The following is a 22941-nucleotide window of genomic DNA, read 5'->3' on the forward strand; positions in this document are numbered from 1 at the left end:
GATCAATCGAGAGGGGCGGCTTCAGAACGACCGACAGGCCCACCGCCAGCGTGGCGCCTGGAGCCAAGCCCCCGGAGGAGACACCGCATGGCAGGCCAGACACTCTACGACAAGTTGTGGCGGCAGCACCTGGTCAAGGAGCGCGATGATGGCACCGCGCTGATCTATATCGATCGTCAACTGCTGCACGAGGTGACCTCGCCCCAGGCCTTTGAAGGTCTGCGTCTGGCCGGGCGCAAGCCGTGGCGGTTGGACGCCAACCTGGCGACCCCGGACCACAACGTGCCGACCACCGTGAAGGAGCGTTCCGAGGGCAACAGCGGGATCAAGGATCCGGTATCACTGATCCAGGTGCAGACGCTTGACGACAACTGCGAGGCCTTCGGTATCGAGGAGTTTCGCATCAATGACCCGCGCCAGGGCATCGTCCACGTGGTCGGCCCCGAGCAGGGTGCGACGCTGCCGGGCATGACCGTGGTGTGTGGCGACTCCCATACCGCTACCCACGGCGCCTTTGCCGCCTTGGCCCATGGCATCGGCACCTCCGAGGTCGAGCACGTGCTGGCCACCCAGTGTCTGCTGGCGCAGAAGATGAAGAACATGCAGGTTCGCGTCGAAGGCGAGCTGGGCGAGGGCGTCACCGCCAAGGACGTTGTATTGGCGATCATCGGCGAGATCGGTACCGCCGGTGGCACCGGCTACGCCATCGAGTTTGGCGGCAGCGCCATCGAGAGCCTGTCGATGGAAGGTCGCATGACGGTGTGCAACATGGCCATCGAGGCCGGAGCCCGGGTCGGCCTGATCGCGGTGGACGACACCACCATCGAGTATCTGGCCGAGCGCCCCTTCGCCCCCAGCGGCGAGCAGTGGGACGCCGCCGTGGCCGACTGGCGCGAGCTGGTCTCCGATGCCGACGCCGTGTTCGACAAGGTGGTGACGCTGGACGCCGCGTCCATCGAGCCTCAGGTCAGCTGGGGCACCAGCCCCGAGATGGTCACCGGTGTCAGCGGTGAGGTCCCGGATCCCGCCGAGGCCGATGACGACACCGCGCGCACCGGCATCACCCGGGCGCTTGAGTACATGGGGCTGTCACCGCGCCAGAAGATCACCGATATCCGCCTCGACAAGGTGTTCATCGGGTCCTGCACCAACTCACGCATCGAGGATCTGCGTGAGGCGGCCAAGGTGGCCCGTGGTCGCAAGGTCGCCGACAGCATCCAGCTGGCGATGGTCGTCCCGGGCTCCGGTCTGGTGAAGCGTCAGGCCGAGGAGGAAGGGCTCCACAAGGTGTTCATCGAGGCCGGCTTCGAGTGGCGTGAGCCCGGCTGCTCCATGTGTCTGGCGATGAACGCCGACAAGCTCGGTGCCGGCGAGCACTGCGCCTCCACCTCCAACCGCAACTTCGAGGGGCGTCAGGGTTACGGTGGTCGCACCCACCTGGTCAGCCCTGCCATGGCCGCCGCTGCCGCCATCGCCGGCCACTTCGTCGATGTGCGCCAGTTTGATTCCACCACCGCTCGCCAGGAGGCCTGAGCCATGCAAAAGTTCGAACGCCTCGAGGGTCTGGTCGCGCCGATGGATCGGGCCAACGTCGACACCGACCTGATCATCCCCAAGCAGTTTCTGAAGTCGATCAAGCGTACCGGTTTCGGCGTCAACCTGTTCGATGAACTGCGCTACCTCGACGAGGGCCAGCCCGGTCAGGACGTCAGTCAGCGCCCGCTGAACACGGATTTCGTACTCAATCAGCCGCGTTATCAGGGGGCCCAGGTGCTGCTGGCACGGCGCAACTTCGGCTGCGGCAGTTCCCGTGAGCACGCGCCCTGGGCGCTGGAGGACTTCGGCTTCCGCGCGGTCATCGCGCCGAGTTTCGCCGATATCTTCTACAACAATGCCTTCAAGAACGGCATCCTGCTGATTACTCTGCCTGAAGAGCAGGTCGACCGGCTGTTCGCCGAGGTCGAGGCCAACGAGGGCTACCGTCTCGATATCGACCTCGAGCACCAGCGTGTGGTGACCCCTGGCGGCGAGATCCTCGAGTTCGAGGTGGACGCCTTCCGCAAGCACTGCCTGCTTGAAGGCCTCGACGATATCGGCATCACCCTCAAGGACGAGGCCGCCATCGCCGATTTCGAGGCGCGTCATCGCACCGCTCGCCCCTGGCTGTTCCGCGAGCCGGCCAAGGCGTAGACCTGTCTCTCATCGACAGCTGGCCCCGCCCGATGGCGGGGCCTACGATTCTCTCGATCTTCATCTTTCTGCCAGCTTTCAGGAACCCCATCTCATGACCCGCAAGATTCTTGTCCTTCCCGGTGACGGCATCGGCCCCGAGATCACCGCCCAGGCCAGCCGCGTGCTCGAGGCGCTCAAGGCCAAGGGGCTCGACGTGGACGTGGAGGAAGCGCTGGTAGGCGGCGGCGCCTATGACGTCCACGGCGAGCCCTTGCCCGAGGAGACCCTGGCCAAGGCGCGTGCGGCGGACGCCATCCTGCTGGGGGCCGTAGGCGGCCCCCAGTGGGACACCATCGAGGACCTTTCCAAGCGACCCGAGAAGGGGCTTCTGGGGCTGCGCAAGGAGCTGGGGCTGTTCGGCAACCTGCGCCCGGCCATCCTGTATCCGCAGCTGGCCGAGGCCTCGACCCTCAAGCCCGAGGTGGTGTCCGGGCTCGATATCATGATCGTGCGCGAGCTGACCGGCGGTATCTACTTCGGCCAGCCCCGCGGCGTCGAGGAGCGTGACGGTGAGCGCGTCGGCTTCAACACCTACGTCTACAGCGAGAGCGAGATCGAGCGCATCGGCCGGGTGGCCTTCGAGATGGCGCGCAAGCGTGACAAGAAGCTTTGCAGCGTCGACAAGGCCAACGTGCTGGAGGTCACCATCCTGTGGCGCGAGGTGATGGAGCGCCTGTCCGCCGAGTACCCGGACGTGGAACTGTCGCACATGTACGTGGACAACGCCGCCATGCAGCTGGTGCGCGCGCCCAAGCAGTTCGACGTGGTGGTGACCGGCAACATGTTCGGCGACATCCTGTCCGACGCCGCCGCCATGTTGACTGGCTCCATCGGTATGCTGCCGTCGGCCTCGCTCAACGAAAGCGGCCAGGGCATGTACGAGCCTTGCCACGGCAGCGCCCCGGATATCGCTGGCCAGGGTGTCGCCAATCCGCTGGCCACCATCCTCTCGGTGGCGATGATGCTGCGCTATTCGCTCAACGAGCCTGCCATGGCCGAGCGCATCGAGGCTGCGGTGGGCAAGGTGCTGGATCAGGGCCTGCGCACCGCCGACATCGCCTATCCGGGCACCCGCCAGGTGTCCACCAGTGAGATGGGGGATGCGGTGCTGGCGGCGCTTTAACGCCTTTGTTAGTGGTGCTGGCGCCCGGCAATCGGGCGTCGCCCATCCTGACTGTGCCGGTGGCATCTGAAAGGTGCTGCCGGTTTCTGTATAATGATTGCCTCACTCGATTTCTGGAGGACTTCACATGTTGAAAGTCGGTTTCGTCGGTTGGCGTGGCATGGTGGGTTCCGTGCTCATGCAGCGGATGGTGGAAGATGGAGATTTCAACGGCATCGAGCCGGTCTTCTTCACCACCTCCCAGGTCGGTCAGGCCGGCCCCGACGTGGGTGTGGACGTGCCTCCGCTGAAGGACGCCTTCGACATCGAGGCGCTCACGGCGCTGGACGTGATCATCACCTGCCAGGGCGGCGACTACACCAAGAAGGTCTATGAAGACCTGCGCGGTGCCGGCTGGAAGGGCTACTGGATCGACGCTGCCAGCACCCTGCGCATGAGCGATGACGCCACCATCGTGCTCGACCCGGTCAACCGCAAGGTGATCGACGCCCAGCTCGACGCCGGTGCGCGCACCTTCGTCGGCGGCAACTGCACCGTCAGCCTGATGCTGATGGGCCTCGGCGGGTTGTTCGAGGCGGACATGATCGAGTGGATGACCTCCATGACGTATCAGGCCGCATCCGGCTCTGGCGCCAAGCACATGCGCGAGCTGCTCAACCAGATGGGCGGCCTGCGTGACAGCGTGGCAAGCGAGCTCAAGGATCCGGCCAGTGCCATCCTCGACATCGACCGCAAGGTCACCGAGGCGATGCGTACTGGCGCCATCCCCACCGACAACTTCGGTGCGCCGCTCGCCGGCAGCCTGCTGCCGTGGATCGATTCCAAGCTGGATAACGGTCAGAGCCGCGAGGAATGGAAGGGCTACGTCGAGACCAACAAGATTCTCGGTCGCCAGGACAGCCCGGTCCCCATCGACGGTCTGTGCGTGCGTATCGGCGCCATGCGCTCTCACAGTCAGGCGTTCACCATCAAGCTCAAGCAGGATGTGCCGCTCGACGAGATCGAGGAGCGTATCGCGAGCCACAATGAGTGGGTCAAGGTCATCCCCAATGACAAGGACGCCACCATCGATGGGCTGACGCCGACCGCTGCCACCGGCACCCTGAGCATCCCGGTGGGTCGTCTGCGCAAGCTGAACATGGGCGGTGAGTACCTCAGCGCCTTCAGCGTCGGTGACCAGCTTTTGTGGGGCGCCGCAGAGCCGCTCAAGCGCATGCTCAAGGTACTGCGCGAGCGCTAAGGCAAAGCACTATCGGATCGTCGGGGCGCCTTTTGGGCGCCCCGACGTCGTTCAGGGCCTCTGATGTGCGGGCCCATCGCGTTCTTTACATGATCGATCAGCAGCGGAGCAGGGCGCTTGGGCCAGACCACCGTTCGTTCATTCGTCAGGCGATTGCGCAGGCGGCCAGATGGGCCGGACGTTGCCAATCCCTGGCGCAAGAAGCCATTGGCCGACAACCTGACGGCCTATCTCGAGCTGATGCTGGAACACACCAGGGAAACGACCACCGCTGGCCCGCCCAGACTGCTGCTGGTGGCCGAAGCACTGGGCTTCAAGGGCGGTGGCGAGACGGGAATCCCGTTGTCGAGCCCGGCACTACTGCGTTCTTGTAAGCATCCCTTTATCGAGACGCTGAGACCGCACCTCGCCCTGGTACCGGAGGGCGGCAGCGAAGCCACCGCCACCATCGCCTGGGAGTGCTTCGCACGTCTTGGGATGACCCCGCTGGTGTGGAACGCCTTTCCCTTTCACCCCCATCAGATAGCGCGGACGCACAGCAACCGCGCGCCACGCGCAGCAGAGCTGAGCGAAGGCATCGACTGGCTCAGGCGGCTGGATCAGCTGGTCACTACTCACTCGACGCCGACGATGGTGGCCGGGGTTGGGCGAAAGGGCACCCTGGCGGCCCAGGCCGCCTTTCCCGAGCGAGAGGTCGTCGCCCTGCGCCACCCTTCCTACGGCGGCAAGGCCGAGTTCGAGCGCGGCCTCAGGCTGCTGATGAGTCGGCTGGATACTGCCGACCCTGCTCGCTAGGCGCTGTCCGAAAAGTCGACGAGCGAAGGTTAGACAAGGCAAAAATCGGTGAGAAAGCGCAGTTTACGGGGTGTAAATGAGCATTTTGATCCGATTTTTAACGCCGTATTACCGAGCGCAGGCACTTTTCAGACAAGCCGTAGGAAGCGTTCCCGACAGCATTACTCGGTCGAGACCGCTCGATTGATCTGCTTGCAGGGCGCGGTCTGACTGCGTGTCAGTCACAATTCGAAAGGTCGATGAGCCTAAGCACCTTTGGTGCACGCCTTAGATATCGGCAGGGATCGTCGTATCCTCCAGCAGAGTGCGCAAATCGTCGTTGATCGCTGGAGCCATCACGCTATCGAGAGAGGCCTGCGCCGCTGTCGGCGAGGGATTCGCATCATCGTCCAAAAAGGGAGTGATGGCGCGGTCAGTGAGTTTGCCAGCGCTCTCGTTGTCATCGAGAAGCTCGGCGATATCGAGTGGCTCGGCTGCGGGAGTGTCCTGGTTTGATCGTCCCTTCACCGGCGAGTCATCGTTGATGCGCACTAGCAGCTCACCCAGGGCGCTGTCGCCGTCGCTGTCGGTGATCCGGTAGCCAAAACTCAGATCCAGATTGTCCTCGATGTTGACTCCACCATGGTCCAGCGGGCGTGACAGGGTGACGCGGTAGGTGCCGTCCTCCACGTCCAGCAGCTCGACGTGAAGTGCTGTCCTGCCATCGGCGTCGAGTCCGGTCAGCTGCTTGCCCTCAGCGCCTGGCTGCCAGTCGATCCTTGTGCCACCGGAACGGATATCAGGAAGGTTGTGGGTTTCCCAGACCACGTCTCCGGCGCCGTCGTCTCCAAAGTCGTAGCCGAGGTTGCCCATGGCGACGGTTGCCTCGCCGGGTATGTCACCGATTCCACCGGGCTCGCCCCCTGGCAGGCCATCCTCATCGAGCAAGGCAAGTGGCGATGCGGTTGCAATGTCGTCATCACTCAAGGGCGTCGTTGGGCGATCGTCAGGTAGCAGTGATGCATTGACGCTGATGCGACCCTCGCTTGCGACGCTATCGCCATCACCATCGGTGGTGACAATCTGAAAGACCAGCTCTGCGTCTGAGGTGACGCTGGGACTGGCGTCCAGGGTGAAACTGCCGTCCGAGTGGACCGTCAGGCTTCCCTTCGGGGTAAAGATGCTTTGATCCAGATCGAACTCGGTGGTGCTGCCGACCAGGATCACCTTGGTGGATTCGACGCCATCGGCGCCACCGCGCTGGCGCCAGAAGCCGGTCACGCTGTCGCCAGCGTCCACGGCGACGGGTGAATCGATGGTAGTTGTCGGGGAGTCATCGTCAACCACGATGCCTACCCGTGCCGAAGCCTGATTGTTCTGCTTGTCGCGAATGGTGTACTGGACCGAAAAGGCCAGATCATCCTCGCTGCCCGTGATGGGATGATCCAGCGGTGCGCGCAAGGCAAGGCGATAGGTCCCGGCATCGATATCGGTAACGGTAAGGTGCAAGACGGTTTGCCCCTCGAGGGTCTTGGCTGCCAGGGTCCTGCCGCTGGGGGAAACGGTGTATTTCAGTGCCTCGCCCCGGGATGTCAGGCTTGGCAAGCCGCTGGATGACCACGAGAAAGGCGCGAAACTTGCCGGCCCCAGGCTGCCAAAGCTGTAGGGGATGGTGCCGGTGACCACCGTCTCGGACCCGCCAAGGTCGCTCGGGCCTTCGAGATTACCGCCGGGAAGCCCATCTTCATCCACCTTGGCGACCGTACTGATATCGTTTTCTTCCTCGAATTGGGGCGACAGGATGGTCGCGACAACGAGACTGTCCAAGCCAGATCGCATGGTAAAAGTCCTTGACGGTAGGTTCTGTAGAGGTTGTTTGCCGGGAAGTCGGTGCTCTGGCGAGTATGGAGGGTATGCTGAAGGAAGGGACCCCGCACCCAGGCATCCATTCTTGTCCTCACAGAGAGGGTAAGGCTATTGATAGAGGAGAGGGATTTAAGCTTACGTGTAATCAATGGCTTGGGATTTTTTTAGTGGAAAAAAAGAAAAAGATGAGTGATTTTCTGCCGATATTGTAAGCGGTTTAAGTAATGGTTGATGTGACAATGTATCAGGAAAAATAGCGTTGATTGCGTACATAGAGTCACGAGTAGAGCAGCAATGAGGGGCTTTAGGTCGCATGCGACCCGGTGCGCTGGCTATTTGCCTTCCACCAGTGAGATCACCAGGCCGACGGGCTCTGCATCAAGGCGCAGTACTGTCTGTCGTCGTTGTCGATGCCGCGCCAGTGTGGCTAGAAAGCTGTCGGGTTGGCGGCATGGCCGGATTCGACGGTTGCCATATGTCGCTCCATTTTACCTGAAGCCTTGCCGGCAGCATTACCGAGAATCCGACGATGGTCTGCATCGTTCAGCCTTCACGCATCGGCAGAAAGGGGGTAGTTCTACAGAACAAGAGGTTCCCGGCATTGCGGAGGCAATGATCGACGGTGGCCAGGTTGTGATAAAGAGAGCAGTGGATCGATAAGCAGAGACGCACCACTCGATGTCGAACCGAGTGGCACGTAGTGATTGCTGGGCTAGTTCATGAACCTGTCTGGTTTACTCCATGTTGAGCTGTCCGTCCTGAATTAGCTGGTTGAGGAAGTTGTCGCTGGACGATCCTGACATGCTGACGTTGGTCAGAGTGATAACCTGGTCGGCACCTGCACCGGAGGCCCCGATGCCACCGTCCGACTTTACCGACAGAACGGTGTTGTCTTCGTCCTGGCTTGCATGCAGGTAGTCAGACACATCCTCCTCGCTGGCGTCGTGGAGCAGATCGGATAGATCCAGAGTATCCGCATCAGCATTTGTCGCGGTATCTCCAAGGGTGAAGTTATTCACCACATCCATGGAGGGATTGGCTGATGTTCCCTCATCTCCCGACTGGAACACGATGGTGTCTGCACCGGCAGCCGCCCAGATTTCACTATCACCATCATCTGTGTTGCTGGTATCAAGGCTACGAGCCGATGCTGTTCTCGTGCTCGATCCGGAAGACGGCAACGCCAACTCAAGGTTTCCGTTGACCCTGTCTCCATCCCCATCGGCCCCTTCAACCGGCAGTGTCAGGGCTCCGCCATTGCCTCCTCCCTGGTCTCCCTTCTCAAGCCAGGAATATTCAAAGTCACCGCTCAGCGAGAATGCATACCAGTCATGTAGCCCCTTGAACTCCAGGGTTTCGAACGGCTCGTCAGTGGTTATCTCGAAGCGAGCAGTACTCGGGATGTTCATGATGCGCAGCGAGCCGTCGTCCAACTCGGTAATATCCAGGCGCGAGGTGATATCGCGGCCTGCTGTGTCGAAGAAGCGAATATCACCTCTGCTCAGGGACAGCACGTTTTCCTGGCCAGCTTCGTAGGGATGCCCACTGGTGGCGTTGCCATCCGGCGCCAGGCCAAAGGCCTTGATCGCGACCATGGGGAATTCCATTCTCTCGGCGCGCATCATGACGTCGCTGAAGAAGGTAACCCCACGATGATCTTCCCAGTTGGGACGATTGCTGGAGAAGGCTAGATCGTCGACAAAATCGATACGAATGATTTCGTTCTCGCCGGTCAGGATGTCGCTACCCACCGCCACGACGCCGTTCGCCTCGGACCTCAGGTAAGAAGCACTGCTCTGACCATCGTCTACCGACCACGCGGATACCACCACGTCCGGCGCGACGTCGCCATTTTCGTAGGCGAGGTAGCGAGACCCGAATCCGGATCCGCCCTGGAACTGGTACGGGACAAGGACCTCTTTGGTAGCGTCGCTAAGGTTGAGACTTGACTGCCCGATGGGGCCGATGCCGTCATCGAAGACGTTGACGGAGTAGCTGGAACCGTCCGCCGCCAGCGTGACCTCGAATGCCACGAAACCACCAGCGGTGGTCGCCTTGAGTGTCAGCCCATTACCACTCAGCTGATAGGTGAGGGTGTCGCCGTTGGAGGTCCTGACCGGCAAGCCACTCGGACTGGTTACCTGGGTACCCGCCACTGCTGAACCGAAGGTCAGCGAGCCGGCACCGTCGGCGCCAAAGAAGTTGATGTCGGCGGTGGCCCCATCGGTCATCTGACCGACCTGAACCGCTGAAGTCCTGGGTGAGTCGTCGTTGACCACGACGACCAGGTTGCCTTGTGCCGTGTCACCGTCGCTGTCCGTGATGGTGTAACTGACGTTGAAGCGCAGGTCGTCCTCGGTGCCTGCGATCGGGTGGTCGAGCGGCTGAGAAAGCACGGCTCGGTACTGACCCGTAGCGGTATTGAGGATGTCGATGGCGATGACGCGGTTGCCGGCTTCATCAAGACCCACCAGGGACAGGGCATTGCTGCTCAGGAAGTAGCGAATATCCTGACCGTCGGATGTCTGCGCAGGCAGACCTGAAGTGTCGGAGCCCCAGGCGAAGCCACCGCCGGCTGCGGGGCCATCGTCGCCAAAGCTGTAACCCAGCAGCCCCGTCACCACTACCGCCGTGCCTGCAACATCGCCATTGCCGCCTGCGTTTCCGCCTGGCAGCCCATCTTCATCGACCACGGCCACCACTGGAGCCGAGCCTTCGGTTTCTGGCGTGGAGGGCTCGGTGCCACCATCGGCGACCGAAACATTGAGGCTGCCGCCGACAGCGCTACCGTCACCGTCAGTGGCGGTGTAGTCGATGGTGGCGTTGCCGACGAAGCCGGGGTTGGGCGTAAAGGTCAGGGTGCCGTCGGGGTTCACCGCGACGGTACCGACACCCGCACCACCCTGGACGGTGGCTTTGGTGATGTCGCCGGGACCATCGGCGCCGAACCGGTCGTTGCCGAGCACATCGACGGTGACGGAACCGTCGTTGTCGGTAATGGCGATGTCGGGGTTGGCCACCGGCGTGTCGTCATCGACGGTAATGCGGATAGTGCCCGAGGCACTGTCACCGACCCTGTCGGTGATGGTGTAGCCGACGCTGAAGTTGATGTCGCTCTCGACACTGGGGTTGGAGTGATCCAGCGGCTTGGCCAGCACCACCTTGTAGTTGCCGTTGGCAACGTCGGTGAGCTGGACGGAGATGACACGGTTACCTGTGTTGTCAAAGCCAACCAGCGAACGCCCATTGCCGCTCAACGACCAGATGACTGGGCTGCCGCCGGAGGTCAGGACGGGGAGGCCGGCGGTGTTCCAGCTAAAGCTGCCGGGGCCGTCGCTGCCAAAGTCATAGCCCAGCGAGCCGGTGGCCGCGATCCGTTCGCCAGCCACGTCACTGATGCCACCGGCGATGCCGCCAGGCAGGCCGTCTTCGTCGAGCACCGCCTTGGGTGGCACGGTATGCGGATCTCCATCGGTTTCTGGCGTAGTGGGGCCGGAGCCACCATCTGTGACCGAAACATTGAGGCTGCCGCCGACAGCGCTGCCGTCACCGTCAGTGGCGGTATAGTCGATGGTGGCGTTGCCGACGAAGCCCGGGTTGGGCGTGAAGGTCAGGGAGCCGTCAGGGTTGACGGTGACAGTACCGACACCCGCGCCACCCTGGACGGTGGCATTGGTGATGCCGCCGGGGCCGTCGGCGCCGAACCGGTCGTTGCCGAGAACGTCGACGGTGACGCTGCCGTCATTGTCGGTGGTGGCGTTGTCGGCGTTGGCCACCGGCGTATCGTCATCGACGGTGATACCGATAGTGCCCGAGGCGCTGTCGCCGACGCTGTCGGTGATGGTGTAGCCGACGCTGAAGTTGATGTCGCTCTCGACACTGGGGTTGGAATGATCCAGCGGCTTGGCCAGCACCACCTTGTAGATGCCGTTGGCAACGTCGGTGAGCTGGACGGAAATGACACGTTCACCCGCGTTGTTGAAGCCGACCAGCGAACGACCATTGCCGCTTAGCGACCAGGTGACCGGGCTGCCGCCGGAGGTGAGGACGGGGAGGCCGGCGGTATTCCAGGTAAAGCTGCCGCGGCCGTCGCTGCCAAAGTCGTAGCCCAGCGAGCCGGTCGCCGCGATCCGTTCGCCAGCCACGTCATTGACGCCACCGGCGATGCCGCCAGGTAAGCCGTCCTCGTCGAGAACCGCTTTTGGCGGGGTGGTGTCGGGATTGCTATCGGTTTCCGGCGTGGTGGGGCCTGTGCCGCCGCCGCCGCCGTCGGCGACCTCGACGCTGAGGTTGCCGGTAACGGTGCTGCCATCGCCATCTGTGGCGGTGTAGTCAATCGTGGCGTTTCCGGTAAAGCCAGGGTGGGGAACAAAGGTCAGGGTGCCGTCAGGGTTGATGGTGGCGGTACCAACATCCGGGCCGCCCTGGACGGTGACACTGGTGAGCTCGCCGGGGCCATCGGCGCCAAAGTCATCGTTGTCCAGTACGTCAACCGTGATGGGCCCGCTGTTGTCGCCTGCGGCGGTATCGTCGCCCGGCACTGGCATGTCGTCATCCACGGTAACGCGGAGGATGCCCTGCGCACTGTCGCCGTCGGCGTCGGTGATGGTGTAGCCGACGCTGAAGTTGATGTCGCTCTCGACATCGGCTCGGGGGTGATCCAGCGGCTTGAACAGGTCGACCCGGTAGGTGCCGGCGGCAAGATCGCTCAGTTGAATCGAGAGGACCTGCTGTCCGCTGGCGCTGGTGCCAAGAAGTGAGCGTCCGTCTGCGCTGAGTGCCCAGCTGACCAGGCTTCCCTGGGAGGTCAGTACAGGCAGGCCGGCGGTGCTCCAGGTGAAGCCCCCTGGGCCGTCATCGCCGAAGTCATAGCGCAGCCGGCCGGTGGCGATGATGCGTTCGCCCGGGAAATCATTGATGCCGCCGGCGATACCGCCGGGAAGGCCATCTTCATCGACCACCGCCTTGGGCGATACGGTGGCAGAATTGCCATCCGTCTCGGGGGTGGTGGGGCCTATACCATTGCCGCCGGAGATGACGATGTGGGCACTTGAACTGAAGCTGTCACCGTCGCCATCCTTGGTGGTGATGTTGAAGTCGAGTGCGCCGCTGGCATCGTTGTCTGCGCTGAAACGCCAGGTACCGTTGGGGTTGACGATCAGGATGCCCTTGCCGGTATCGATCGGTGTGCCGAGCGGATACTCGTTGTCGTCGGCCTGGAGGTTGACGACGGTGTCGGCGACGCCGTCGGCTCCGCCTTGCTGTGACCAGGTGCCGGAGACGGTATCGCCGGCTTCCAGGCTCGAGGGAGCGATAACGGTCGTGGTCGGCGAGTCATCGTCGATATCCAGGCCCAGGCGTGCGGTGGCGCTATCACCATCACCATCGGTGATGGTGTAGTAGACCGAAAAGATCAGGTTGTTTTCGATGGTTTCGTCGGGATGGTCGAGCGGGTGGAGCAGCGAGACGCTGTAGCTGCCTGAGACAAGATCAGTCAGCCTGACTTGAAGTACGGTTGTGCCATCACTGCTGGAGGCGGATAGGATTCGGCCGCTTGGTGAAACCTGGTAGGAAAGAGGGGCACCGCCAGACGTCAATGCGGGGAGGTCGGTGGTTTCCCAGCGAAAGGGGTGGGTCGCGGCTGGGCCGTTGGCGCCGAAATTATAGCCCAGGGTACCGGTTGCCACGGTGTCCTGACCCGCCGCATCCTGGGGGCCGCCTGGAATCCCGTCGGGCAAGCCATCCTCATCCAGCAATGCCAGGGCGGTGACCTGGGTGGTGCTATCTTGCGCAAACAGAGTGGCAGCGGTGGACTGATTCAATGACGAATCGATGTTGAAATTCATTTGGCGATTCCTTGCATGGATTATCGTCAGTTCAGGCGAGGGATCGTTAAACGTATGCAAGAAGAATAGGTGGTGAAACTGTACTCATGGACGGGAGCGAATGTCTCAAAGTTTAGTGCGATACATGTGATAATAAATCGAATTGATGGGTTATTTGAGGGAGGGTTTATCGTATTTTATACTAAAATAATTTTTTTCTTCCTCGGACCTGCCCTGCTGTTTCCATTGAAGCCGATATCTGGGATGGTGCTGCCTGGATTGAGAGTGATCGTAGTGGCGGGCCGGCCTTGTCTTTCGCTTACAAAGCGACAGTTTTGTGCATCGCAGGCTGTTGCGGCGAGGATAGGCGAACGTGCTCAGTGAACGCTAGATGTGATGATTTAGTCGTGGTGCACGGTTCTGATTGCCTCTGTTGGTTTTCTTGTATAGCGAAGCCCTATCCGATAAGTTTAGAAGATATTGTTTTCCGCATGTTCGATATTATGACGAACAAGAATAGCATTGCGAGGCAATATATTTTGAATTTTTTATCTTGTTATTTTCTGAATTGGTGTGAAAGTGTTCCGGTTTTTTATGGGGGTTGGTTGTTCTGTGATCATTGATATGGGGTTGTTTCGAGGGTGTTTGTAAGAAGTTTTATGGTACTTAAGAAAGGGGTTTTTTGAGGTTTTAGTGTCAACTAGTCAGGTGAGTTGATATGGATTTTTTATATGAGTCGTTGGGACGAATGACGAATGACGAACGGCGAAGATATCAGTGAGTGCAGGGATAGCACTTGGTAAAGGCAGGTAGCGTATCGCGCTAGATAAGGCTTCACCCGGACAAGTCCGGGTGAAGACCTCGCGTTCCACCTCGAGAGGTGTTGCAGCTTACTCGACGTCTAACTGACCGTTATTGATCAACTGGTTGATGAAGTCATCGCTGGAGGCTCCCCCCATGCTGGTGTTGGACAGGGTGATAACCTGGTCTGCACCTGCACCGGAGGCCCCGATGCCACCGTTCGACTTTACCGACAGAACGATGTTTTCCCCGTCCTGGCTTGCATGCAGGTAGTCAGACACATCCTCCTCGCTGGCGTCGTGGAGCAGATCGGATAGATCCAGAGTATCCGCATCGGTATTTTTCGCGGTATCTCCAAGGGTGAAGTTATTCACCACATCCATGGATGGATTGGTGGACGTTCCCTCATCTCCCGACTGGAACACGATGGTGTCTGCACCGAAAGCCGCCCAGATTTGCCCATCGCCGCTGTCATCATCGTTGGCAGTAACGTTGCGAGCCGATGCTGCTCTCGCGCTAGCTCCGGAAGTCGGCAGCGCCAACTCAAGGCTTCCATTTACCGGATCTCCATCACCGTCGGTGCCTTCAACCGCAAGTGAAAGATTCTCATCACTTTTTTCCAGCCAAGTAAAGTCGAACTCGCCACTCTGCGTGAACTGGAGTTTGTCACCGAGTCCTTCGAATTCCAACGCCTCGAAAGGCTTATCGGTGGTTAGAACAAGTCTGGCTTCGTGCTGAATTCCGTTGATGGTGAGCGATCCATCCGCGTTCTCTGTAACTGATATATGAGAAGTAATGTCGTTGCCTGAAGAATCCAGGAAGCGCACATCAAAAGCGTCAAGGTCGAGCTTCTCATCTCTGTTCAGTTGATAGGGGTTTCCGCTTGTGTCGTCTCCATCCGGAGCCAACGTGAAAGCCGAAAGCTGGAACTTTGGGCTGTCGGGTTTTACCTGGTAAATCATCTGTTCGAAATGTGTGGCGCCACGGTGATTATCCCAGCTGGCCTCGGTGCCAGAGATTGCCAGGTTGTCGACAAAATCGAAACGAATAATTTCGTCGTCGCCAGTGATGAAGTTGGGGCCTTGGCCGATATGGCCCAGACCATCTATTTGAATGGCGCCAGCCTCACCGTTAGGGCCGGCGTTAGTCCGGAACGTCCAGTTAGACATTAGAACATCGGGGCTACCGTTCTCACCGTCGAAAGTGATGAATCTATGCCCTTGCCCATTTTGAGACTGCTTGTTGCCGTCCACATCAACCGACAAAGAAGAGTCACTTGTTGCCTTGATACCTTCGTCGTTAAGTGTCACCTCATAGCGGGATCCGTCTGCCGTCAGGCTAACTTCGAAAGCCACGAAACCTCTAGTGGTGACAGCCTGTAGCGTCAGACCATCGCCGCTCACTTGATAGGTGAGGGTTTCACCGTTCGAAGTGCGTAAAGGTAGTCCTCCCGGGCTCGTCACCTGGGTGCCCGCCAAGGCTGAACCGAAGGTCAGCGAGCCGGCACCGTCGGCGCCAAAGAAGCTGATGTCGGCGGTGGCCCCATCGGTCAACTCACCGACCTGGACCACTGATGCCTTGGGAGAGTCGTCATCGACAACGACGACCAGGTTGCCTGGCGCCGTGTCACCATCGCTGTCCGTCACGGTGTAGCTGACGCTGAAGCGCAGGTCATCCTCGATACCCGCGATCGGGTGGTCGAGCGGCTGAGAAAGCACGACTCGGTACTGACCCGTCGCGGTATTGAGGATGTCGATGGCGATGACGCGGTTGCCGGCTTCATCAAGACCTACCAGGGACAGGGCATTGCTGCTCAGGAAGTAGCGAATATCCTGACCGTCGGATGTCTGTGCAGGCAGACCCGAAGTGTCGGAGCCCCAGGCGAAGCCACCGCTGGCTGCGGGGCCGTCGTCGCCAAAGCTGTAACCCAGTAGCCCCGTCACCACTACCGCCGTGCCTGCGACATCACCATTGCCACCCGCGTTGCCGCCTGGCAGACCATCCTCATCGACCACGGCGACCACTGGAGCCGAGCCTTCGGTTTCTGGCGTGGTGGGCTCAGTGCCACCGTCGGCGACCGCGACGCTAAGGTTGCCGCTGACAGCGCTGCCGTCGCCATCGGTTGCGGTATAGGCGATGGTGGCGTTGCCGACGAAGCCGGGGTTGGGCGTGAAGGTCAGGGTGCCGTCCGTATTCACTGCGACGGTGCCGACTGCCGCGCCGCCCTGGACGGTGGCGTTGGTAATGCCGCCGGAGCCGTCGGCGCCAAGCTGGTCATTACCGAGCACATCGACGGTGACGGTAACGTCGTTGTCGGTGGTGGCGCTGTCAGCGTTGGCTACCGGCATGTCGTCATCGACCGTGATGTCGATGCTCCCCGAGGCGCTCTTGCCAACGCTGTCGGTGATGGTGTAGCCGACGCTGAAGTTGATGTCGCTCTCGATGTTGGGACTGGAGTGATCCAGCGGTCGGCTCAGTACTACCCGGTAGCTACCGCTGGCGACGTTGGTCAGTTGCACCGAAATGACACTATTGCCGTTGATGTCCGTGCCGAACAGGGAAAGCCTGTTGGCGCTTATCGACCAGTTGACCGGGCTGCCGCCGGAGGTCAGGGCAGGCAGTCCGGCGGTGCTCCAGGCAAAGCTGCCTGGGCCGTCGCTGCCAAAGCTGTAGCCCAGTGAGCCAGTCGCCACGGTACGCTCCCCCGGGACATCACCGACGCCACCGGCAATGCCGCCAGGCAAGCCGTCTTCGTCGACGACAGCATTAGGGGCGTTGGTATTGGGGTCGCCATCGCTATCGGGGGTGGTGGGGTCAGTGCCGCCGTCAGCGACCGACACATTGAGGTTACCGCCGACCGTGCTGCCGTCGCCGTCGGTGGCGATATAGTCGATGGTGGCGTTGCCGACGAAGCCGGGATTGGGCGTGAAGGTCAGGCTGCCGTCCGGGTTGACTGCGACGGTACCGACTGTCGCGCCACCCTGAACGGTGGCACCGGTTAACGCGCCTTGACCATCGGCGCCGAACTGGTCGTTGCCGAGAACGTCGACGGTGACGCTGCCGTCGTTGTCGGTGGTGGCGCTGTCAGTGTTGGCCACTGGCGTGTCGTCATCGACGGTAATGCCGATACTGCCCGAGGCAGTGTCACCGACGCTGTCGGTGATGGTGTAGCCGACGCTGAACTTGATGTCGCTCTCGACACCGGGGTTGGAATGATCCAGCGGCTTGGCCAGTACCACCTTGTAGTTGCCGTTGGCAACGTCGGTGAGCTGGACGGAGATGACACGGTTACCCGTGTTGTCAAAGCCGACCAGAGAACGCCCATTGCCGCTCAGCGACCAGGTGACCGGGCTGCCGCCGGAGGTCAGGGAGGGGAGGCCGGTGGTGTTCCAGCTAAAGCTGCCAGGGCCATCGCTGCCAAAATCGTAGCCCAGTGAGCCGGTGGCTGTAGTCCGTTCGCCGGCCACGTCGTTGATGCCACCGGCGATACCGCCAGGCAGGCCGTCTTCGTCGAGTACCGCCTTGGGGGGGGCAGTATTCGGATCTCCGTCGGTCTCAGGCGTGGTGGGGCCGGTGCCGCCGTCGCCGACCGCCACACTGAGGCTACCGCCGGCCGTGCTGCCGTCACCGTCAGTGGCGGTATAGTCGATGGTGGCGTTGCCGACGAAGCCGGGGTTGGGCGTGAAGGTCAGGGTACCGTCGGGGTTCACCACTACGGTGCCGACAGCCGCGCCGCCCTGGACTGTTGCGTTGCTGATGCCGTCGGAGCCATCGGCGCCGAACTGGTCGTTGCCGAGCACGTCGACAGTGACGGAACCGTCATTGTCGGTGGTAGCGACGTCGGCGTTGGCCACCGGCATGTCGTCATCGACCGTGATATCGATGCTGCCTGAGGCGCTGTCACCTGCACTGTCGGTGATGGTGTAGCCGACGCTGAAGTCGATGTCGCTCTCGATATTGGGGTTGGAGTGATCCAGCGGCTTGGCCAGTATCACCTTGTAGGAGCCGCTGGCGATGTTGGTCAGTTGCACCGAAATGACACTATTGCCGTTGCCATCCAGGCCGAACAGGGAAAGCCCGTTGGCGCTTAGCGACCAGTTGACCGGGCTGCCGCCGGAGGTCAGGGCAGGCAGACCAGTGGTGCTCCAGGCAAAGCTGCCGGGGCCGTCGCTGCCAAAGCTGTAACCCAGTGAGCCAGTCGCCACGGTACGCTCCCCCGGGACGTCACCTATGCCACCGGCGATACCGCCAGGCAGGCCATCTTCGTCGACCACAGCCGTGGGCGCGGAAGTACTGGGGTCGCCATCGCTATCGGGTGTGGTGGGGCCGGTGCCGCCGTCGGCGACTGCGACATTGAGGGTACCGCCGACCGCGCTGCCATCACCGTCGGTGGCGGTATAGTCGATGGTGGCGTTGCCGGCGAAGCCGGGATTGGGGGTGAAAGTCAGGGTGCCGTCGGGGTTGACGGTGACAGTACCGACACCCGCGCCTCCCTGGACGGTGGCTTTGGTGATGTCGCCGGGACCATCGGCGCCGAACCGGTCGTTGCCGAGCACATCGACGGTGACGGAACCGTCGTTGTCGGTAATGGCGATGTCGGGGTTGGCCACCGGCGTGTCGTCATCGACGGTAATGCGGATAGTGCCCGAGGCACTGTCACCGACCCTGTCGGTGATGGTGTAGCCGACGCTGAAGTTGATGTCGCTCTCGACACTGGGGTTGGAGTGATCCAGCGGCTTGGCCAGCACCACCTTGTAGTTGCCGTTGGCAACGTCGGTGAGCTGGACGGAGATGACACGGTTACCTGTGTTGTCAAAGCCAACCAGCGAACGCCCATTGCCGCTCAACGACCAGATGACTGGGCTGCCGCCGGAGGTCAGGACGGGGAGGCCGGCGGTGTTCCAGCTAAAGCTGCCGGGGCCGTCGCTGCCAAAGTCATAGCCCAGCGAGCCGGTGGCCGCGATCCGTTCGCCAGCCACGTCACTGATGCCACCGGCGATGCCGCCAGGCAGGCCGTCTTCGTCGAGCACCGCCTTGGGTGGCACGGTATGCGGATCTCCATCGGTTTCTGGCGTAGTGGGGCCGGAGCCACCATCTGTGACCGAAACATTGAGGCTGCCGCCGACAGCGCTGCCGTCACCGTCAGTGGCGGTATAGTCGATGGTGGCGTTGCCGACGAAGCCCGGGTTGGGCGTGAAGGTCAGGGAGCCGTCAGGGTTGACGGTGACAGTACCGACACCCGCGCCACCCTGGACGGTGGCATTGGTGATGCCGCCGGGGCCGTCGGCGCCGAACCGGTCGTTGCCGAGAACGTCGACGGTGACGCTGCCGTCATTGTCGGTGGTGGCGTTGTCGGCGTTGGCCACCGGCGTATCGTCATCGACGGTGATACCGATAGTGCCCGAGGCGCTGTCGCCGACGCTGTCGGTGATGGTGTAGCCGACGCTGAAGTTGATGTCGCTCTCGACACTGGGGTTGGAATGATCCAGCGGCTTGGCCAGCACCACCTTGTAGATGCCGTTGGCAACGTCGGTGAGCTGGACGGAAATGACACGTTCACCCGCGTTGTTGAAGCCGACCAGCGAACGACCATTGCCGCTTAGCGACCAGGTGACCGGGCTGCCGCCGGAGGTGAGGACGGGGAGGCCGGCGGTATTCCAGGTAAAGCTGCCGCGGCCGTCGCTGCCAAAGTCGTAGCCCAGCGAGCCGGTCGCCGCGATCCGTTCGCCAGCCACGTCATTGACGCCACCGGCGATGCCGCCAGGTAAGCCGTCCTCGTCGAGAACCGCTTTTGGCGGGGTGGTGTCGGGATTGCTATCGGTTTCCGGCGTGGTGGGGCCTGTGCCGCCGCCGCCGCCGTCGGCGACCTCGACGCTGAGGTTGCCGGTAACGGTGCTGCCATCGCCATCTGTGGCGGTGTAGTCAATCGTGGCGTTTCCGGTAAAGCCAGGGTGGGGAACAAAGGTCAGGGTGCCGTCAGGGTTGATGGTGGCGGTACCAACATCCGGGCCGCCCTGGACGGTGACACTGGTGAGCTCGCCGGGGCCATCGGCGCCAAAGTCATCGTTGTCCAGTACGTCAACCGTGATGGGCCCGCTGTTGTCGCCTGCGGCGGTATCGTCGCCCGGCACTGGCATGTCGTCATCCACGGTAACGCGGAGGATGCCCTGCGCACTGTCGCCGTCGGCGTCGGTGATGGTGTAGCCGACGCTGAAGTTGATGTCGCTCTCGACATCGGCTCGGGGGTGATCCAGCGGCTTGAACAGGTCGACCCGGTAGGTGCCGGCGGCAAGATCGCTCAGTTGAATCGAGAGGACCTGCTGTCCGCTGGCGCTGGTGCCAAGAAGTGAGCGTCCGTCTGCGCTGAGTGCCCAGCTGACCAGGCTTCCCTGGGAGGTCAGTACAGGCAGGCCGGCGGTGCTCCAGGTGAAGCCCCCTGGGCCGTCATCGCCGAAGTCATAGCGCAGCCGGCCGGTGGCGATGATGCGTTCGCCCGGGAAATCATTGATGCCGCCGGCGATACCGCCGGGAAGGCCATCTTCATCGACCACCGCCTTGGGCGATACGGTGGCAGAATTGCCATCCGTCTCGGGGGTGGTGGGGCCTATACCATTGCCGCCGGAGATGACGATGTGGGCACTTGAACTGAAGCTGTCACCGTCGCCATCCTTGGTGGTGATGTTGAAGTCGAGTGCGCCGCTGGCATCGTTGTCTGCGCTGAAACGCCAGGTACCGTTGGGGTTGACGATCAGGATGCCCTTGCCGGTATCGATCGGTGTGCCGAGCGGATACTCGTTGTCGTCGGCCTGGAGGTTGACGACGGTGTCGGCGACGCCGTCGGCTCCGCCTTGCTGTGACCAGGTGCCGGAGACGGTATCGCCGGCTTCCAGGCTCGAGGGAGCGATAACGGTCGTGGTCGGCGAGTCATCGTCGATATCCAGGCCCAGGCGTGCGGTGGCGCTATCACCATCACCATCGGTGATGGTGTAGTAGACCGAAAAGATCAGGTTGTTTTCGATGGTTGCGTCGGGATGATCGATCGGGCCGAGCAGCGAGACGCTGTAGCTGCCTGAGGCAAGATCGGTCAGCCTGACCTGAAGAAGGGTGGTGCCATCGCTGGTAGAGGCGGACAGTGTCCGGCCGTTTGCGGAAACCTGATAGGAAAGGGCCTCGCCGCCAGATGTCAATGAAGGAAGGCCGGTGGATTCCCAGCGAAAGGGGTGGGTCGCGGCTGGGCCGTTGGCGCCAAAATTGTAGCCCAGGGTGCCGGTTGCCACGGTGTCCTGACCCGCCGCATCCTGTGGGCCGCCAGGAATGCCATTGGGCAAGCCATCCTCATCCAGCAGCGCCAGGGCGGTGACCTGAGTGATGCTGTCCTGCGCCAGCAGTGTGGCAACGGTGGACTGATTCAATGATGAATCGGTGTTGAAATTCATGAGGTTATTCCTTGCGTGACTGCCGTTGGTGTAGGCGGGGGCTCGTTAAACGTATGCAAGAAGAATGGATGGTGACATTGTCCTCATGGACGAGTGCAAGGAATTTAGGATATAGCGAGTAATAAGAGGAGCTGATGTCAGAAATTTGGGACAATTTATAAAGGAAATATTGTCTCTTTTTTGCTTTAAAGGGTTTTTCCTTACATGGATGTTTTCCAGGTCTGGTGCCGAGGTCGCGATGCGGGATTTTGCTGCCGCTGCTGGGGGCAAGAATAGTGGGAAGCTGGTCCTGAGGCGTACGCGACAAGTGACAGTCATGCGCACCGATGGCTGGGCGGTCTCAATGAGCAAGTGCAACACCTGATCGATCAGGTACGCTATCGCTATGACTCATTGCTACCACCACCTTACTGCTGAAGAACGTGCCACCATCATGCTGATGCGTGAAGGTCACTCGATACGCTCCATCGCCAAGTTCCTTGGGAGAGCTGCCAGCACGATTTCTCGAGAACTGGCTCGGCATGCGGTACCTTCTCATGCTGGCTATGACGCCAGTCTGGCGGGTTTCAGGGCCACGCTGACGCGACATCGAGCACGACGACAATCTAAGTTGCGCCTTGGTACGCCTCTCTTCGATCTGGTGACCTACCTGTTGCGCAAGTACTGGTCTCCTAGGCAGATAGCCATCACACTGAAGCGCATGTATCCAAATGACCCTACACGTCAGGTCTCCCACGAGGCCATCTACAACGCGCTCTATGTGATGCCCCGAGGCTCGCTGAAAAAAGAGCTCATTGCTTGCCTTCGGCAGGGGAAGGGAAAGCGGCGTCCACGCAGTCGTGGCAAGGATCGTCGCCGCCAAATTCCTGACTTGGTCAGTATTCATCTCCGGCCGCCTGAGATCGAAGATCGGTTGATGCCCGGGCATTGGGAAGGCGACCTCATCATGGGGGCCAGCAACCGTTCTGCCGTAGGCACGTTGGTTGAGCGCACGACACGCTTCGTCATCCTGGTGAAAATGGACGGTACGACCGCGACGGATGCGATGGTCGGCTTTAGTGACAAATTGAACCGTGTTCCACGCTCACTACGGCTGTCGATGACCTACGACCAAGGGAGCGAGATGGTCAAGCATGCCGAAATAACCCAACGTACCGGGACAGCCATCTACTTCGCCGATCCACACAGCCCGTGGCAACGTGGGTCTAACGAGAATACCAATGGTCTGCTTCGACAGTATCTGTCCAAAGGAACAGACCTATCGACCTACACCCAGGAGGAGCTCGATGAGATCGCAGACTCACTCAATACCAGGCCTAGAGAGACGTTGAACGCCAAGACGCCTCTGGAGGTATACGCGGAGGTTCTCCAGAAGTCAGTGCCCGGATCTCCGGCACTCCAATAGTGTTGCGCTTGTAGGTTGAGACCGCCCTGCCACCGCGCGCATAGATGAAAATGACCGTTTTGTGTTGGCGGTGAAGGTTAGGTTGTGGAATGCGGGTCTGGTCACCTTTCTCGATTATCTTGTATCCGCCAAGTCGTATGTCCTTCTTTCACCATCTCGACGAACGTACTCCACCAATTTTAGCAGATAGGTGTTTTTAATAAGGCGCGCGGTCGTAGAGGGGGCGACAATAATCAAGT

At 61.1% G+C, this 22941-nt stretch carries 9 protein-coding genes; 6 read left to right on the top strand and 3 right to left on the bottom strand.

Features of this window, described 5'->3' with window-relative positions; translation table 11 throughout:
- Nucleotides 1-87: 87 nt before the first annotated feature.
- The 5 genes from leuC (at nt 88) to NFI08_RS15385 (ending at nt 5390) form a co-directional block, all read left to right on the top strand.
- Nucleotides 88-1533, top strand: coding sequence for a 3-isopropylmalate dehydratase large subunit (leuC, locus tag NFI08_RS15365; RefSeq protein ID WP_349590440.1), 1446 nt, complete (start codon nt 88-90; stop codon nt 1531-1533).
- A 3-nt stretch (nt 1534-1536) separates the two neighbouring features.
- Complete coding sequence (leuD, locus tag NFI08_RS15370) at nt 1537-2190, top strand: 3-isopropylmalate dehydratase small subunit (RefSeq protein ID WP_349590442.1); 654 nt, start codon at nt 1537-1539, stop codon at nt 2188-2190.
- A 94-nt stretch (nt 2191-2284) separates the two neighbouring features.
- Nucleotides 2285-3355, top strand: coding sequence for a 3-isopropylmalate dehydrogenase (gene leuB / locus NFI08_RS15375; RefSeq protein WP_108132823.1), 1071 nt, complete (start codon nt 2285-2287; stop codon nt 3353-3355).
- 127 nt (nt 3356-3482) lie between these two features.
- Nucleotides 3483-4595 carry an aspartate-semialdehyde dehydrogenase gene (gene asd, locus NFI08_RS15380; protein WP_253028619.1) on the top strand — a complete coding sequence of 371 codons (1113 nt, stop codon included), beginning with the start codon at nt 3483-3485 and terminating at the stop codon, nt 4593-4595.
- A 117-nt stretch (nt 4596-4712) separates the two neighbouring features.
- Nucleotides 4713-5390, top strand: a complete 678-nt coding sequence (locus NFI08_RS15385) for a uracil-DNA glycosylase (protein ID WP_349590447.1) — start codon at nt 4713-4715, stop codon at nt 5388-5390.
- A gap of 267 nt (nt 5391-5657) precedes the next feature.
- Here the strand turns inward: NFI08_RS15385 and NFI08_RS15390 are convergent, their stop codons facing one another.
- The 3 genes from NFI08_RS15390 to NFI08_RS15400 all read right to left on the bottom strand — a co-directional run bounded on the left by NFI08_RS15390 (nt 5658) and on the right by NFI08_RS15400 (nt 21297).
- Complete coding sequence (locus tag NFI08_RS15390) at nt 5658-7208, bottom strand: hypothetical protein (RefSeq protein WP_349590450.1); 1551 nt, start codon at nt 7206-7208, stop codon at nt 5658-5660.
- A 761-nt stretch (nt 7209-7969) separates the two neighbouring features.
- On the bottom strand, nt 7970-13081 hold the full coding sequence (locus NFI08_RS15395; protein ID WP_349590453.1) for an Ig-like domain-containing protein: 5112 nt from the start codon (nt 13079-13081) through the stop codon (nt 7970-7972).
- A gap of 869 nt (nt 13082-13950) precedes the next feature.
- Nucleotides 13951-21297, bottom strand: a complete 7347-nt coding sequence (locus NFI08_RS15400; protein WP_349590456.1) for an Ig-like domain-containing protein — start codon at nt 21295-21297, stop codon at nt 13951-13953.
- A 385-nt stretch (nt 21298-21682) separates the two neighbouring features.
- On the opposite strand from NFI08_RS15400, the gene NFI08_RS15405 reads away from it, so the two are divergent.
- Nucleotides 21683-22702 carry an IS30 family transposase gene (locus NFI08_RS15405; protein WP_349589945.1) on the top strand — a complete coding sequence of 340 codons (1020 nt, stop codon included), beginning with the start codon at nt 21683-21685 and terminating at the stop codon, nt 22700-22702.
- Nucleotides 22703-22941 lie beyond the last annotated feature (239 nt).

It is taken from the genome of Halomonas sp. EF61 (assembly GCF_040147045.1).
Lineage (GTDB): Bacteria > Pseudomonadota > Gammaproteobacteria > Pseudomonadales > Halomonadaceae > Halomonas > Halomonas litopenaei.

Coding starts and splice junctions, on each gene's coding strand:
- leuD (WP_349590442.1), top strand. CDS start 1,537: ATGCAAAAGTTCGAACGCCTCGAGGGTCTGGTCGCGCCGATGGATCGG.
- leuC (WP_349590440.1), top strand. CDS start 88: ATGGCAGGCCAGACACTCTACGACAAGTTGTGGCGGCAGCACCTGGTC.
- asd (WP_253028619.1), top strand. CDS start 3,483: ATGTTGAAAGTCGGTTTCGTCGGTTGGCGTGGCATGGTGGGTTCCGTG.
- NFI08_RS15405 (WP_349589945.1), top strand. CDS start 21,683: ATGACTCATTGCTACCACCACCTTACTGCTGAAGAACGTGCCACCATC.
- NFI08_RS15390 (WP_349590450.1), bottom strand. CDS start 7,208: ATGCGATCTGGCTTGGACAGTCTCGTTGTCGCGACCATCCTGTCGCCC.
- NFI08_RS15400 (WP_349590456.1), bottom strand. CDS start 21,297: ATGAATTTCAACACCGATTCATCATTGAATCAGTCCACCGTTGCCACA.
- NFI08_RS15395 (WP_349590453.1), bottom strand. CDS start 13,081: ATGAATTTCAACATCGATTCGTCATTGAATCAGTCCACCGCTGCCACT.
- leuB (WP_108132823.1), top strand. CDS start 2,285: ATGACCCGCAAGATTCTTGTCCTTCCCGGTGACGGCATCGGCCCCGAG.